The sequence below is a fragment of the Streptomyces sp. NBC_01352 genome (genome assembly GCF_036237295.1).
In the GTDB taxonomy this organism is placed as follows: domain Bacteria; phylum Actinomycetota; class Actinomycetes; order Streptomycetales; family Streptomycetaceae; genus Streptomyces; species Streptomyces plumbiresistens.
On record NZ_CP108354.1, the window covers coordinates 3,103,060 to 3,116,561 of the forward strand.

General features: G+C 72.3%; 12 protein-coding genes. 6 read left to right on the forward strand and 6 right to left on the reverse strand.

Annotated features, from left to right (window positions below; genetic code table 11):
* Positions 1-98: 98 nt before the first annotated feature.
* From cysC to OG252_RS14600, 3 genes are read left to right on the forward strand one after another with little or no spacing between them, the layout of a single operon-like run.
* Positions 99-650: an adenylyl-sulfate kinase gene (gene cysC / locus OG252_RS14590; RefSeq protein ID WP_266432626.1), complete on the forward strand. Its 552-nt coding sequence runs from the start codon at positions 99-101 to the stop codon at positions 648-650.
* Positions 647-1,555: a sulfate adenylyltransferase subunit CysD gene (cysD, locus tag OG252_RS14595; protein ID WP_329336492.1), complete on the forward strand. Its 909-nt coding sequence runs from the start codon at positions 647-649 to the stop codon at positions 1,553-1,555. Before cysC ends, cysD begins: the two co-directional genes overlap by 4 nt.
* 2 nt (positions 1,556-1,557) lie before the next feature.
* Positions 1,558-2,775 (forward strand): sulfate adenylyltransferase subunit 1, encoded by a 1,218-nt coding sequence (locus tag OG252_RS14600; protein WP_329336494.1) that lies wholly within the window; start codon positions 1,558-1,560, stop codon positions 2,773-2,775.
* Between the two features lie 31 nt (positions 2,776-2,806).
* On the opposite strand, the gene OG252_RS14605 is transcribed toward OG252_RS14600, so the two are convergent.
* Positions 2,807-5,152, reverse strand: a complete 2,346-nt coding sequence (locus OG252_RS14605) for a bifunctional salicylyl-CoA 5-hydroxylase/oxidoreductase (RefSeq protein ID WP_329336496.1) — start codon at positions 5,150-5,152, stop codon at positions 2,807-2,809.
* 2 nt (positions 5,153-5,154) lie between these two features.
* Positions 5,155-5,982 carry an enoyl-CoA hydratase family protein gene (locus OG252_RS14610; RefSeq protein WP_329336498.1) on the reverse strand — a complete coding sequence of 276 codons (828 nt, stop codon included), beginning with the start codon at positions 5,980-5,982 and terminating at the stop codon, positions 5,155-5,157.
* Positions 5,983-6,326: 344 nt separating this feature from the next.
* Between OG252_RS14610 and OG252_RS14615 the strand changes: the two genes are divergently transcribed.
* Positions 6,327-6,779: an ATP-binding protein gene (locus OG252_RS14615; protein ID WP_266432635.1), complete on the forward strand. Its 453-nt coding sequence runs from the start codon at positions 6,327-6,329 to the stop codon at positions 6,777-6,779.
* A 69-nt stretch (positions 6,780-6,848) separates the two neighbouring features.
* Here the strand turns inward: OG252_RS14615 and argF are convergent, their stop codons facing one another.
* The gene (gene argF, locus OG252_RS14620; protein ID WP_329336501.1) at positions 6,849-7,862 is read right to left on the reverse strand and encodes an ornithine carbamoyltransferase; all 1,014 of its coding nucleotides are present in this window, start codon (positions 7,860-7,862) and stop codon (positions 6,849-6,851) included.
* Between the two features lie 85 nt (positions 7,863-7,947).
* Positions 7,948-9,171: an arginine deiminase gene (locus OG252_RS14625; protein ID WP_329336503.1), complete on the reverse strand. Its 1,224-nt coding sequence runs from the start codon at positions 9,169-9,171 to the stop codon at positions 7,948-7,950.
* 132 nt (positions 9,172-9,303) lie between these two features.
* Here OG252_RS14625 and OG252_RS14630 point away from each other — a divergent pair, with 132 nt between their 5' ends.
* A complete protein-coding gene (locus OG252_RS14630) occupies positions 9,304-10,341 on the forward strand; it encodes an SPFH domain-containing protein (RefSeq protein WP_266432640.1) in 1,038 nt (345 codons plus the stop codon).
* Positions 10,338-11,237 (forward strand): hypothetical protein, encoded by a 900-nt coding sequence (locus OG252_RS14635; protein ID WP_329336506.1) that lies wholly within the window; start codon positions 10,338-10,340, stop codon positions 11,235-11,237. The genes OG252_RS14630 and OG252_RS14635 overlap by 4 nt, the downstream gene beginning before the upstream one ends.
* Before the next feature lie 19 nt (positions 11,238-11,256).
* On the opposite strand, the gene OG252_RS14640 is transcribed toward OG252_RS14635, so the two are convergent.
* A complete protein-coding gene (locus OG252_RS14640) occupies positions 11,257-13,167 on the reverse strand; it encodes an aKG-HExxH-type peptide beta-hydroxylase (protein WP_266432642.1) in 1,911 nt (636 codons plus the stop codon).
* Positions 13,168-13,259: 92 nt separating this feature from the next.
* Entirely contained in the window at positions 13,260-13,496 is a 237-nt protein-coding gene (locus OG252_RS14645) for a hypothetical protein (RefSeq protein ID WP_266432645.1), read from the reverse strand.
* Positions 13,497-13,502: the final 6 nt, after the last annotated feature.

Here is a 13,502-nt window from a genome sequence, read left to right on the forward strand (position 1 = left end):
GGCCCCTAAGGGAACCCTCAGGTTCCTCTGTCCCTCTTCTCAAGTTTCTTACCTACCGTCCCTGGGGTCGTAGGCAAGAGGGAAGAGGACCGTTGCGCATGACCACCACGGCAAGGGCTCAGGGAGCCACCGTCTGGCTGACGGGGCTGCCGAGCGCGGGCAAGACGACCATCGCCCGTCACCTCGGCGACCGGCTGAAGGCCGAGGGACATCGCGTGGAGGTCCTCGACGGCGACGAGATCCGCCGCTTCCTCTCCGCGGGCCTCGGCTTCTCCCGCGCGGACCGCAACACGAACGTGCAGCGCATCGGGCTGGTGTCCGAGGTGCTCGCGCGCAACGGCGTGCTCTCCGTCGTCCCGGTGATCGCCCCGTACGCCGACAGCCGCGAGGCCGTCCGGGGGCGGCACGAGGCGAGCGGGACGCCGTACATCGAGGTGCATGTGGCGACCCCGGTCGAGGTGTGCAGCGAGCGGGACGTGAAGGGGCTGTACGCCCGTCAGGCCGCGGGCCGGCTGACCGGGCTGACCGGCGTCGACGACCCGTACGAGCCACCGACGGACCCGGCGCTCGTGCTGCCGACGCAGGACCAGACCCCGCGGGAGTCGGCGGCCGCGGTGTACGCGGTGCTGGCGGAGCGGGGGCTGGTGTGACGACGACCGCGTTCACGCTGTCGCACCTGGACGCGCTGGAGTCCGAGGCGGTGCACATCTTCCGTGAGGTGGCGGGTGAGTTCGAGCGGCCGGTGGTCCTGTTCTCCGGCGGCAAGGACTCCATCGTCATGCTGCACCTGGCGCTGAAGGCGTTCGCCCCCGCCGCGGTGCCCTTCTCGCTGCTGCACGTGGACACCGGTCACAACTTCCCCGAGGTCCTCGAGTACCGGGACCGTACGGTCGACAGGCATGGGTTGCGGCTCCATGTGGCCTCCGTACAGGAGTACATCGACCGGGGTGTGCTGCGCGAACGTCCCGACGGGACTCGCAACCCGCTGCAGACGCTTCCGCTGACGGAGAAGATCCAGGCCGAGAAGTTCGACGCCGTGTTCGGCGGCGGCCGTCGCGACGAGGAGAAGGCCCGGGCCAAGGAGCGGGTGTTCTCGCTGCGGGACGAGTTCTCCCAGTGGGACCCGCGCCGCCAGCGGCCCGAGCTGTGGAACCTCTACAACGGCCGCCACGCCCCCGGCGAGCATGTCCGCGTCTTCCCGCTGTCCAACTGGACCGAGCTGGACGTGTGGCAGTACATCGCCCGCGAGGAGATCGAGCTGCCGCAGATCTACTTCGCCCATCACCGCGAGGTGTTCCAGCGGGGCGGAATGTGGCTGACCCCCGGCGAGTGGGGCGGCCCGAAGGACACCGATACCGTCGAGAAGCGGCAGGTCCGCTACCGCACGGTCGGCGACATGTCCTGCACCGGCGCGGTCGACTCCGACGCCGACACCATCGAGAAGGTGATCGCCGAGATCGCCGCCTCCCGGCTCACCGAGCGGGGCGCCACGCGCGCCGACGACAAGATGTCCGAGGCCGCGATGGAAGACCGCAAGCGCGAGGGGTACTTCTAATCATGACCGGCACGATCGGTACCACCATCGACACCCTGCGGTTCGCCACCGCCGGCTCCGTGGACGACGGCAAGTCCACGCTCGTCGGACGGCTGTTGCACGACTCCAAGTCGGTCCTCACCGACCAGCTGGAGGCCGTCGAGCACGCCTCCCGCAGCCGCGGCCAGGACACCCCTGACCTCGCGCTCCTCACCGACGGCCTGCGTGCCGAACGCGAGCAGGGCATCACCATCGACGTGGCCTACCGCTACTTCGCCACGCCCCGGCGCCGGTTCATCCTCGCCGACACCCCGGGCCATGTGCAGTACACCCGCAACATGGTCACCGGCGCCTCCACCGCCGAGCTGGCGATCGTCCTGGTCGACGCCCGCAACGGCGTGGTCGAGCAGACCCGTCGGCACGCCGCCGTCGCCGCGCTGCTGCGCGTGCCGCACGTCGTGCTCGCCGTGAACAAGATGGACCTGGTCGGGTACGAGGAGAAGGAGTTCGACCGGATCGTCGAGGACTTCGCGGGCCACGCGGCGGAACTGGGACTCCCCGGCTTCACACCGATCCCGGTCTCGGCGCTCGTCGGCGACAACGTCGTGGACCGGTCCGCACGCATGGACTGGTACGAGGGCCCGGTGCTGCTGGAGTTCCTGGAGAACGTCCCCGTCTGCACCGAGGCCACGGACGCACCCACCCGCTTCCCGGTCCAGTACGTGATCCGCGACGGCGAAGTCCGCTACTACGCGGGCCAGTTGGTGTCGGGCTCACTCCGGGTCGGCGACCGGGTCACCGTCCATCCGTCCGGCGAGACCTCCGAGATCACCGGCATCGACGTGCTCGGCGTCGCCGCTCAGGTGGCGTACGCGCCGCAGTCGATCGGCGTGCGGCTGGCCGACCAGCGGGACGTCTCGCGCGGCGACATGATCACCGCGGGGGCCGACGTCCCGGCGCTCACCCAGGAGGTCCGGGCGGCCGTGTGCCACCTGACCGACCGCCCGCTGAGGGTCGGTGACCGCGTGCTGGTCAGGCACACCACCCGGACCGTCAAGGCGGTCGTCGAGGACCTCGGCGGAGCCGCCGAGCTGACGGCGAACGACCTGGGCCGGGTCACCCTGCGCACCGCCGAGCCACTGGCCCTGGACGACTACGCGGTCTCCCGGCGCACCGGCGCGTTCCTCCTGATCGACCCGGCGGACGGCGCGACGCTGACCGCGGGGATGGTCGAGCTGTAGAACGCCTCTCTTACAAGCAGGATGTGCGCCCTCAAGTCCCCAGCGTGAGCCGGGGTTTCGGCGCATCCGTCCGCCCCGTCTGCGGGCGGCGGCTGCCCGCCCGGTACGGGGCCGGCCAGGCGACGCCCGGTCCGTCGTAGCCCTGCTCGGCCGCCGCGTGCAGGGTCCAGTGCGGGTCGTAGAGGTGCGGGCGGGCGAGGGCGCACAGGTCCGTGCGCCCGGCCAGGATCAGGGAGTTGACGTCGTCCCAGGAGGAGATCGCGCCGACCGCCATCACCGGGATGCCGGTGGCGTGGCGGATGCGGTCCGCGTACGGCGTCTGGTACGACCGCCCGTACTCCGGCCGTTCGTCGGCCACGACCTGCCCGGTCGACACGTCGATCGCGTCGGCGCCGTGCGCGGCGAAGGCACGGGCGATCTCCACGGCGTCCTCGGCCGTGTTCCCGCCCTTGGCCCAGTCGGTGGCGGAGATGCGGACGGTCAGGGGCTTCTCCTGCGGCCACACGCCCCGTACGGCGTCGAAGACCTCCAGCGGGAAGCGGAGCCGTTTCGCGAGCGAGCCGCCGTAGGCGTCGGTGCGGCGGTTGGTCAGCGGGGAGAGGAAGCCGGAGAGCAGGTAGCCGTGCGCGCAGTGCAGTTCGAGCAGGTCGAACCCGGCCCGGGCGGCCCGCCAGGCGGCGGACGTGAACTGCTCGCGCAGATCGGTGAGTTGGGCACGGGACAGCTCGCGCGGGGTCTGGCTGTGCGGCTTGTAGGGGATCGGGGACGCGGCCACGAGCGGCCAGTTGCCGTCGTCCAGCGGTTCGTCGATGCCCTCCCACATGAGCTTGGTCGAGCCCTTGCGTCCGCTGTGGCCGAGCTGCACGCCGATCGCGGTGCCGGGCGCCCGCGCGTGCACGAACTCGGTGATCCGTTTCCAGGCCTCGGCCTGCTTGCCGGTGTAGAGGCCGGTGCAGCCGGGCGTGATCCGGCCCTCGGGGGACACGCACACCATCTCGGTCATCACCAGGCCGGCGCCGCCGAGGGCCCGTGCGCCCAGATGGACGAGGTGGAAGTCGCCGGGGAGGCCGTCGGTGGCCGAGTACATGTCCATGGGGGAGACGACGACCCGGTTGCGCAGGGTCAGGCCGCGCAGCCGGAGCGGGGTGAACATCGGGGGCGTGCCGGGCGGGCAGCCGAACTCGCGCTCGACGGCCTCCGTGAAGCGGGGGTCGCGCAGGCGGAGGTTGTCGTGGGTGACGCGGCGGCTGCGGGTGAGCAGGTTGAAGGCGAACTGGCGGGGCGGCTGGTCGAGGTGGAGAGCGAGGTTCTCGAACCACTCCAGGCTGGCGCGGGCCGCGCGCTGGGTCGACGCGACGACGGGGCGCCGTTCCTCTTCGTATGCCGCCAACGCCCCTTGCAGGGAGTCCTGTTCCTCCAGACAGGCGGCCAGCGCGAGGGCGTCCTCGACGGCCAGCTTGGTGCCCGAGCCGATGGAGAAGTGCGCGGTGTGGGCAGCGTCGCCGAGCAGGACCACGTTGCCGTGCGACCAGCGCTCGTTGACCACCGTACGGAAGGTGCTCCAGGCGGAGTTGTTGGACCTGAGCGGCCGGCCGCCCAGCGCGTCCGCGAAGATCTTGGCGCAGTGCTCGATCGACTCCTGCGCGTCGAGCTCCTCGAAGCCCGCCGCCCGCCAGACCTCCTCCCGCATCTCGACGATCACGGTGGAGGCGTCGGCCGCGTACGGGTAGCCGTGCAGCTGCATCACGCCGTGCTCGGTCTCGGCGATCTCGAAGCGGAAGGCGTCGAGGGCGAAGTCGGCGGCGAGCCAGATGTAACGGCAGCGGTGGGCGGTCACCTGGGGCCGGAACATCTGGGCGTACGCCTCGCGGGTGGTGCTGTGGACTCCGTCGGCGGCGATGACGAGGTCGTACGCCCCGGCCAGCCGGGCCGGGTGGGGCGCCTCGGAGTGGAAGCGGAGCTCTACGCCGAGGTCGCGGCACCGGTCGTGCAGGATTTCGAGGAGGCGTTTGCGGCCGAGGGCGGCGAAACCGTGTCCTCCGGAGGTGTGGCGGGTGCCTCGGTGGACGATGTCTATGTCGTCCCAGCGGGTGAAGTGCTGTTGCAGGGCCGCGTAGACGTTCGGGTCGGCGTGTTCTATGCCGCCGAGGGTCTCGTCGGAGAGGACCACTCCGAAGCCGAAGGTGTCGTCGGGGGCGTTGCGTTCCCAGACCGTGACTTCGCGGTGGGGGCGGAGACGTTTCAGCAGGGCTGCGGCGTAGAGGCCGCCGGGGCCGCCGCCGATGATTGCGATGCGGTGGGGGTGGTTGGTCGTCTGGGGCGGCTGCGGGCCGGTGGGGGCTGAGCGCGCAGTTCCCCGCGCCCCTTTGGTCGGCATGGTTACCGCCCCTGCCATTTCGGGGGGCGCTTTTCCTTGAACGCCGCGTGGAACTCCGCGTAGTCCTCGCCGTTCATCAGCAGGGCCTGGGTGGAGGCGTCCAGCTCGATGCTCGCGGCCAGCGGCATGTCCAGCTCGGCTGTCAGGAGCGCCTTCGTCTGGGCGTACGCCAGTGCCGGGCCCTCGGCCAGGCGGTGGGCCAGGGACTGGGCGGCCTCGTCGGCGCGGCCCTCCTCGGTCATTTCGCCGATCAGGCCGATGCGCTCGGCCTCGGGGGCGCGGACCGGCTCGCCGAGCATGAGGAGGCGGGTGGCGTGGCCGAGGCCCACGACGCGGGGCAGCAGGTAGGCGGCGCCCATGTCACCGCCGGAGAGGCCGACGCGGGTGAAGAGGAAGGCGAAGCGGGCCGAGGGGTCGGCGACCCGGAAGTCCGCGGCCAGGGCGAGCACCGCGCCGGCGCCCGCCGCCACTCCGTGCACCGCCGCGATCACGGGGAACGGGCACTCCCGTACGGCCCGCACCACCTGGCCGGTCATCCGGTTGAAGTCGAGGAGCTGGGCGGTGTCCATGGCCAGGGTGGCGCCGATGATCTCGTCGACGTCACCGCCGGAGCAGAAGCCGCGCCCCTCCCCCGCCAGCACCAGGGCGCGCACGGACCGCTCCCGGGACAGTTCGGCGAGCAGGTCGCGCAGGTCGGCGTAGGCACCGAAGGTCAGCGCGTTGAGCTTGTCGGGGCGGGCGAGGGTGACGGTGGCGACGCCGTCGGTGAGGTCGACGCGGAGGTGTTGCCAGTGGGGGGTGCGGGCGGCGGAGCCGGTGAAGGGACTCACGAGGTGCGGCCTCCTCGTTCGGTGGCGGGCACTGCCTCACGGAGCTCTGTCCTTCGAAGCTATCACTCATCCGTGACTGTCGTCACGAGTGCGCGATACGTCGCGGTTCGGGCGGGCGGTCGGCGGTCGGGCGGTCGGGACATGACTCCGGATCTGACCCGGGGCCGTCACATCCGTCACGACTCGTCGACACACCCGTAACGGCGGGAGCAACCGCGCGAGGCCCGCCGTTCATCCGGGTAAGCCGCATGTAACGGGGCCGAAGGTCCCGCACGGTGCCCGTCGGACTCCTCTGTCGGGCGGCGCCGTACCATTCATAAGGCTGAAAGCAGGACAGCCTGCTCATGAACGGAACCACCTTGTACGAACGCCCCGCAGCCTCCGCCTCCTGGCGCATCGCGCTGCCGCACTCCGCCGCGGCCGTGCCGGTGGCCCGCGCCCTGGTGCGCACCGCGCTGGCCGAGCTGGAGCACGGGGCCGACAGCGACACCGCGGAACTGCTGACGGCGGAGCTGGTGGCGAACGCCGTGGAGCACACCGCGGGGGACGCGCCGATAGAGCTGGTGGTGGAGCTGCTGCCGAGCGGCTGCCAGGTCGAGGTGCACGACCCCGATCCGGCGCCGCCCGGCAACCTCACGCGCCCGGCGGCGGCCGAGCCGGACCCCTGGCAGGAGCACGGGCGTGGTCTGCTGCTGATCCGCGCCCTCAGCTCGTCCTGCGGTCACCGCCCCACCGAGTCCGGCAAGGCGGTGTGGTTCAGGCTGCCGACGGTGCCGCCTCAGCGGCGTCCGGTGTGACCGGCTGACGTCTGCCCGGGCCCGTTCAGCCTGTTCGCCTGTTCAGCCTGTTCAGCCTGTTCAGCCTGTTCAGGCCAGGGTGGCCACCATGACCGCCTTGATGGTGTGCATCCGGTTCTCGGCCTCGTCGAAGACGACCGAGTGCGGCGACTCGAAGACCTCGTCGGTCACCTCGAGGGACGTGAGGCCGTGGGTCTCGTAGATCTCCTGGCCGACCTTGGTGCCCAGGTCGTGGAAGGCCGGCAGGCAGTGCAGGAACTTGACGTCCGGGTTGCCGGTGGCGCGCAGGACGTCCATGGTCACGGCGTACGGGGCGAGGGCGGTGATCCGCTCGTCCCAGACCTCCTTGGGCTCGCCCATGGAGACCCAGACGTCGGTGGCGACGAAGTCGGCGCCCGCGACGCCCTCCTCGACGGACTCGGTGAGCAGGATGGCCGCCCCGCTGTCCTCGGCCAGCTTGCGGGCCCGGTCGACGACCTCGTCGGCGGGCCAGTACTCCTTGGGCGCGACGATACGGATGTCCAGGCCAAGCAGCGCGCCGGTGACCAGGTAGGAGTTGCCCATGTTGAACCGGGCGTCGCCGAGGTAGGCGAGGACGAAACCGTCGTCGACGAGGTCCTTGCTGCAGTGCTCGGTCATGGTCAGCACGTCGGCGAGCATCTGGGTGGGGTGCCACTCGTCGGTGAGGCCGTTGTAGACGGGCACGCCGGCATACGCGGCGAGCTCCTCGACCTTGGCCTGGCTGTCCCCGCGGTACTCGATCGCGTCGTACATCCGGCCCAGCACCCGCGCGGTGTCCTTCACGGACTCCTTGTGGCCGATCTGGGAGCCGGAGGGGTCGAGGTACGTCGTCGAGGCGCCCTGGTCGGCGGCGGCGACCTCGAACGCGCAGCGCGTGCGCGTCGAGGTCTTCTCGAAGATCAGGGCGATGTTCCGGCCCCGCAGGTACCGCGTCTCGGTCCCGGCCTTCTTGGCGGCCTTCAGCTCGGCGGCCAGCTCGATCAGGCCGCGGAACTCCTGCTCGGTGAAGTCGAGCTCCTTGAGGAAGTGGCGGCCGGCGAGGGTGGTCGGGACTGTCGCCATGGTGGGCGCTCCAGGGATATGAGAACAAGTACGCTGGAAGTCTATACGACGAGTGACATTTCTATACAGCCCTCTATACAGCCCTCTATACAGCCTCGCGCTCGACGGGGCAGCTCATGCACCGCGGCCCGCCCCTGCCCCGCCCCAGCTCGCTGCCCGGGATCTCGATCACCTCGATGCCCTGTTTGCGCAGGTGGGTGTTGGTCGTGGCGTTGCGCTCGTAGGCGACCACGACGCCCGGTTCGACGGCCAGGACGTTGCAGCCGTCGTCCCACTGCTCGCGCTCAGCCGCGTGCACGTCCTGGGTGGCGGTCAGGACACGGATCTCGCTGAGGCCGAGCGCCGCGGCGATCGCGCGGTGCATGTGCTCCGGCGGGTGGTCGGTGACCTTGAGCTCCTTGTCGCCGACACCCGGTTCGATGGTGTACGAGCGGAGCATGCCGAGCCCGGCGTACTGGGTGAAGGTGTCGCCGTCGACCATCGTCATCACGGTGTCGAGGTGCATGAAGGCGCGTCGCTTGGGCATGTCGAGGGCCACGATCGTCTGCGCGGAGCCCGCGTCGAACAGCTTGTGCGCGAGCATCTCGACGGCCTGGGGGGTGGTCCGCTCGCTCATGCCGATGAGCACCGCCCCGTTGCCGATGACGAGGACGTCCCCGCCCTCGATGGTCGACGGGTAGTCGGCCTGCCCCTGCGACCAGACGTTGAACATCTCGTCCCGGAAGAGCGGGTGGTGCCGGTAGATCGCCTCGAAGTGCACGGTCTCGCGCTGCCGGGCCGGCCAGCGCATGGCGTTGATGGAGACGCCGTCGTAGATCCAGGCGGAGGTGTCACGGGTGAAGAGGTGGTTGGGCAGCGGGCCGAGCAGGAAGTCGTCGAGCTCCATGACGTGGAAGCGCACGGAGGTCGGCTCCGCGTGCGCTTCCAGGAACTCCCGCTTGGTCATGCCGCCGACCAGCACCTCGGCCAGGTCGCGGGCGGGCAGGGTCTCGAAGGCGGCCCGGAGGTGATCGGTGGCGAGCACCCCGTACTCCTTCTCGTCGAAGACCCGGTCAAGGACGAGGGCCCTGGCCGCGGGGATCTCCAGCGCCTCGCCGAGCAGGTCGCCGAAGAGGTGGACGGCGACGCCGCGGTCGCGCAGCACGTCGGCGAACCCGTCGTGCTCGGCGCGCGCCCGGCGCACCCACAGCACGTCGTCGAAGAGCAGGGCGGTCTTGTTGCTGGGGGTGAGCCTTTTGAGCTCGAGATCCGGCCGGTGCAGGATGACGCGGCGCAGCCGCCCGGCCTCGGAGTCGACATGCATTCCCATGCCTCCATCCTGACCATCGCAGGGCGTCTTGACCCGTCGCTCACGTGTTTCTGCGTCCACTTGTTTTCGTCCTCTTGACGATAATCGCACCCGCCAGTTATCGTCGTCCAGACGAAAAGCGAGGGGATCTTCATGGCTGACATCACCCGGCGCCTCGGCCTGCGCCACCTGCGCGGCGCACCGACGGCGCACATACGGCACCACCGCGCGGGCCGGCTGCTGCACGACGGGCCGGGCCTGAGCTTCTGGTTCCGGTCGCTGACCGCCGCGCTGTCGGAGGTGCCGGTCGACGACCGGGAACTGGCGATGACGTTCCACGCCCGCACCTCCGACTTCCAGGACGTGGCGGTGCAGGCCACGGTCACCTACCGGATCGGCGACCCGGGTCTCGCCGCCGCCCGCCTCGACTTCTCCATCGACCCGGACACCGGCGTGTGGCGGGGCACGCCGCTGGAGCAGCTCGGCACGCTGCTCACCGAGACGGCCCAGCAGCACGCCCTGGACGTCCTGGCGCGTACGCCGCTGGCGGCCGCGCTGGTCGACGGCGTGACCTCGGTACGCGAGCGGATCGCGGCCGGCCTGGACTCCGAACCGCGGCTGCCCGCGACCGGCATCGAGGTGGTCGCCGTACGCGTGGTGGCGCTGCGGCCGGAGCCGGAGGTGGAGCGCGCGCTGCGCACCCCGGCCCGCGAGCAGATCCAGCAGGAGGCGGACCGGGCGACGTACGAACGAAGGGCCGTCGCGGTGGAACGGGAACGCGCCATCGCGGAGAACGAGCTGGCCAGCAAGATCGAACTCGCCCGGCGTGAGGAGCAGTTGGTCGACCAGCACGGCACGAACGCCCGGCGGGAGGCCGAGGAGCACGCGGCGGCGGACGCCGTACGGGCGCAGGCGGAGGCGGCACGGACGGTGCGGCTCGCGGAGGCCGAGGCGGCCCGTGCCGTACGGCTGTCCCGTGCGGAGGCGGAAGGGGCGCGCGAGGTCGGCGAGGCGCGGGCCCAGGCGCAGGCCGCGTGGCTGCGGGTGCACGCGGAGGTGGACGTGGCGACGCTGCACGCGCTCACGGGGACCCGGATCGCGGAGAACCTGCCGCGCGTCGAGAGCCTGACGGTGTCGCCGGACGTGCTGACCGGGCTGCTGGCCAAGCTGGGTGCGCGGGAGCGGGCGTGAGCCTGGCGCCGCGGATCGTCGTCGTCCATCGCACCACGGAGTACGAGGAGTTGGTGGCCCGGCACGGCACCCACGGGCAGGCCGCCTTCTTCCTGTCCTCCCGGGGCCGGGACCTCGCCGAGCTCGCCGAACGGCACCGCCGGACGCGGCAGGCGCTGGCCGAGGTCGGCTCGGCGGTGCCGCTGACCTGGCGTCAGGCGCGGGTGGAGCGAGCCGACTTGGACCGGTTCCTGTTCGCGCCCGAGGACGTGGTGGTCGTGGTGGGGCAGGACGGTCTGGTGGCGAACGTCGCCAAGTACCTCGCGGGACAGCCCGTGGTGAGCATCGACACCGACCCCGGACGCAACCCCGGCGTACTGGTCCGGCACCGCCCCAGGGACGCGGCGGCACTGCTGCCGGCCGTTCTCGCCCGCTCCGTCGGCGTCGAGGAGCGCACCATGGTCGAGGCCGTCGCCGACGACACCCAGCGGGTCGTCGCGCTCAACGAGATCTGTCTGGGAGCCGTCGGGCACCAGACAGTCAGATACCGCCTGGGCCTGGAGGGCGACGGGGGTGTCGTCGAGGCCCAGGCCTCGTCCGGGGTGCTGGTGGGCACCGGCACCGGGGCGACCGGGTGGATCCGGTCGCTGTGGCAGGAGCGCGGCGGCCACTGGCCGCTGCCCTCGCCCACCCAGGCGCGCCTGCTGTGGTTCGTGCGCGAGGCCTGGCCGTCCCCGGCCACCGGCACGTCACTGGTGGCCGGGGAACTCACCGCGTCGGACCGTCTGTCCCTCACCGTCGAGTCGGAGCGGCTCATCGCCTTCGGCGACGGGATGGAGACGGATGCGGTGGAGCTGACCTGGGGGCAGTCGGTGCGGGTGGGGGTGTGCGGGGAGCGGTTGCGGTTGGTGGGGTGAGGGAACCCGGCGGACCGGGTCAGCCGCTGGGCTGGGGCTGGAGCAACTCGGGGCGGGCCAGCATACGGCGGGCCGCGCGGCCGGGGTCGAGGGTGGCGCGGGCGACGATCCAGCCCGCGAGGGCGTGCGGTTCGGCGGGGTCGGCGGCCAGTTCGTCGGCGTACCGGGCGAGCGCGGCGGCCGGGTCGCCGGCGGCGAGGTGCTCGTCGGCGGTGTGCGGGGCGGCGGGGCGGACCGCGAAGGCGTTAGTGCGCACGTCCGGCCACGAGGTGCGGTCGGGTCGGAAGCGGGGACTGTCCGCCGGGTGCGCCGCACCGTCCGTCGGAGCCACGTTGCGCAGCCGCCACTCGGTGCGGTGCAGGGCGGCGGCCGTACGGGCACGGGCGAGGGCGGACGCGGGGACCGGCTCCCGCAGCCAGCCGTCCAGCGTGCGCGCCAGGCCCGAGACCAGGGCACGCCCCTGAGCGGTGAGACGCCCCTCGGCCAGCAGGGTGCGCACGACGAGCCGGCTCTGCAGGCGACGCAACGCGAAGTGGTAACCGGCCTCCTCCTCGACGCTCGCCTCCCCTACGGCCGCCCGGTCGTCCCGCGCGGCTGCCATGCGGTCGCGCCAGAAGCCCGCGACGCCCGTGAAGGCGTACGCGCCGTGCAGCAGGCCGGTGAGGTGGCGGGGGTCGGGGCGCCACGGGGCGTAGTAGCGCTCGGCCCGGTCGTCGTCGAGGAGGGGGAAGAGGTGAAGGAGGGCGGCCAGCTTGCTGTGCTGGAACTCGTGGACCAGCGTCTCGGCGAGGGCGCGCGCGGAGGACGGGCGGGCGATCACCATCGCGCCGAAGGAGTCGCCGCTGGAGGCGGAGGCCTGGACGGTCGGCGGGGCGGGAGGGAGCGTGCTCGTGCGGCCCCACGGCACGACCGCCCGGATCCATGCCGGGTCGAGCCGCCCGGGCCCGACACCGCCGGGCGCGGCGAGCACGGCGACGGCCTCCTCGAACACCCGCTGCCACTCCGCCGCCTCGGCGGCGTCGAGCCGGGCCGGCGGCAGGGGGTCGTCCAGGTCGCGGTAGGGGTCGAGGTCGTCGAGCGGGATGGCGACGGTACCGGTGGGCGTCGAATGGGTGAGGGTGCGCAGGGGCAGCCAGGAGGAGGCCGCGGCCTCGGTCATGGCCACGGGGAGGGCTTCCAGATCGTCCTGCGGTTCCAGGTCGTCCCGCTGGCCCCCACCACGAGGCATCGCCCCCGCCGGATCGGCGCCGGCCGCTCCGGCGCGCTCCGCCCGCGCTGCCGCGCGTAACCCCGTCATCGGAACCGGCTCCGAGGCGCCGGCCTCCCCGATCCGCTCGGCCCCGCTCCTCAGCGGCGCTGTCCCCGGCCGGATCGTCACGGACGTCGTTCCCCCGTCGTGCCCCGGCCCCGCAAGTGTCAGCTCTCCCCCGCTGGTGCGAGCCGTCCCGATCGTCAAGTCCCCTGCGGCACCGGGCAGTCGGGCCAGCCCCAACCCGGGCAGGGACAGCGCCCCGTCCACCAGCGGGACCCGGAGTTCCGCGACCGTGCCGGCGTGCAGGGACGCTGTCACCGCCAGGGCGCACAGGTGGCCGGCCTCCGCCCACAGGGCTGGTCCGGACGCGGTGCCGTGGGCCCGGCGCAGGACGTGGGCGAGCCAGCCGCCGGTCGCGGGGGCGAGCAGCAGCCGGTCGACCGGCTCGGGTGCCCGGACGGCCGCGTCCTTCAGGACGTGCCAGGCCTCGGCGGCCGGGGTCAGAGGTGTGGCCAGGGTGTCGAGGCGGTCCAGGAGGGTGCGCAGGAGCAGTAACCGGCGGGCCCGTTCGCCGCGTTCGAGGAAGGCGACGGCCGCCGCGGAGCCGCCGCCCGCGGCCAGTTCCGCGAACAGCCGCTCGGGCATGCGGAACGGGGCGGGGCGCTGCGCACTGCTCATGGGCGGGGGACCTCCGGTCGCGGGTGCGGGCATGCGGGTACCCCGACGGGCGCACGGGGCCTCGTCAGGGCTGGGCCGTCGGGGCGGGCCGGCTATTCGGCCCGGGCGCCCCCGCTTCCCCCCTCGCCTCCGGCCCGCATGCTGCTGCGGGCACGCAGGACCTCCTTGAGAAGGCGGGCGTTCGGGTGGAGCGGAACGAGACCGTCCACGGCGGTCAAGGGCAGCGCCGCGAGGTCCGCCAGATCCGACTCCCAGACGTCGGCGTGCCGAGCGGCGCCCGACGCACGAGCGGTGGCCGCGGGATGGCGCAGTGCGGGCGGCTGGTCCAAGATGCT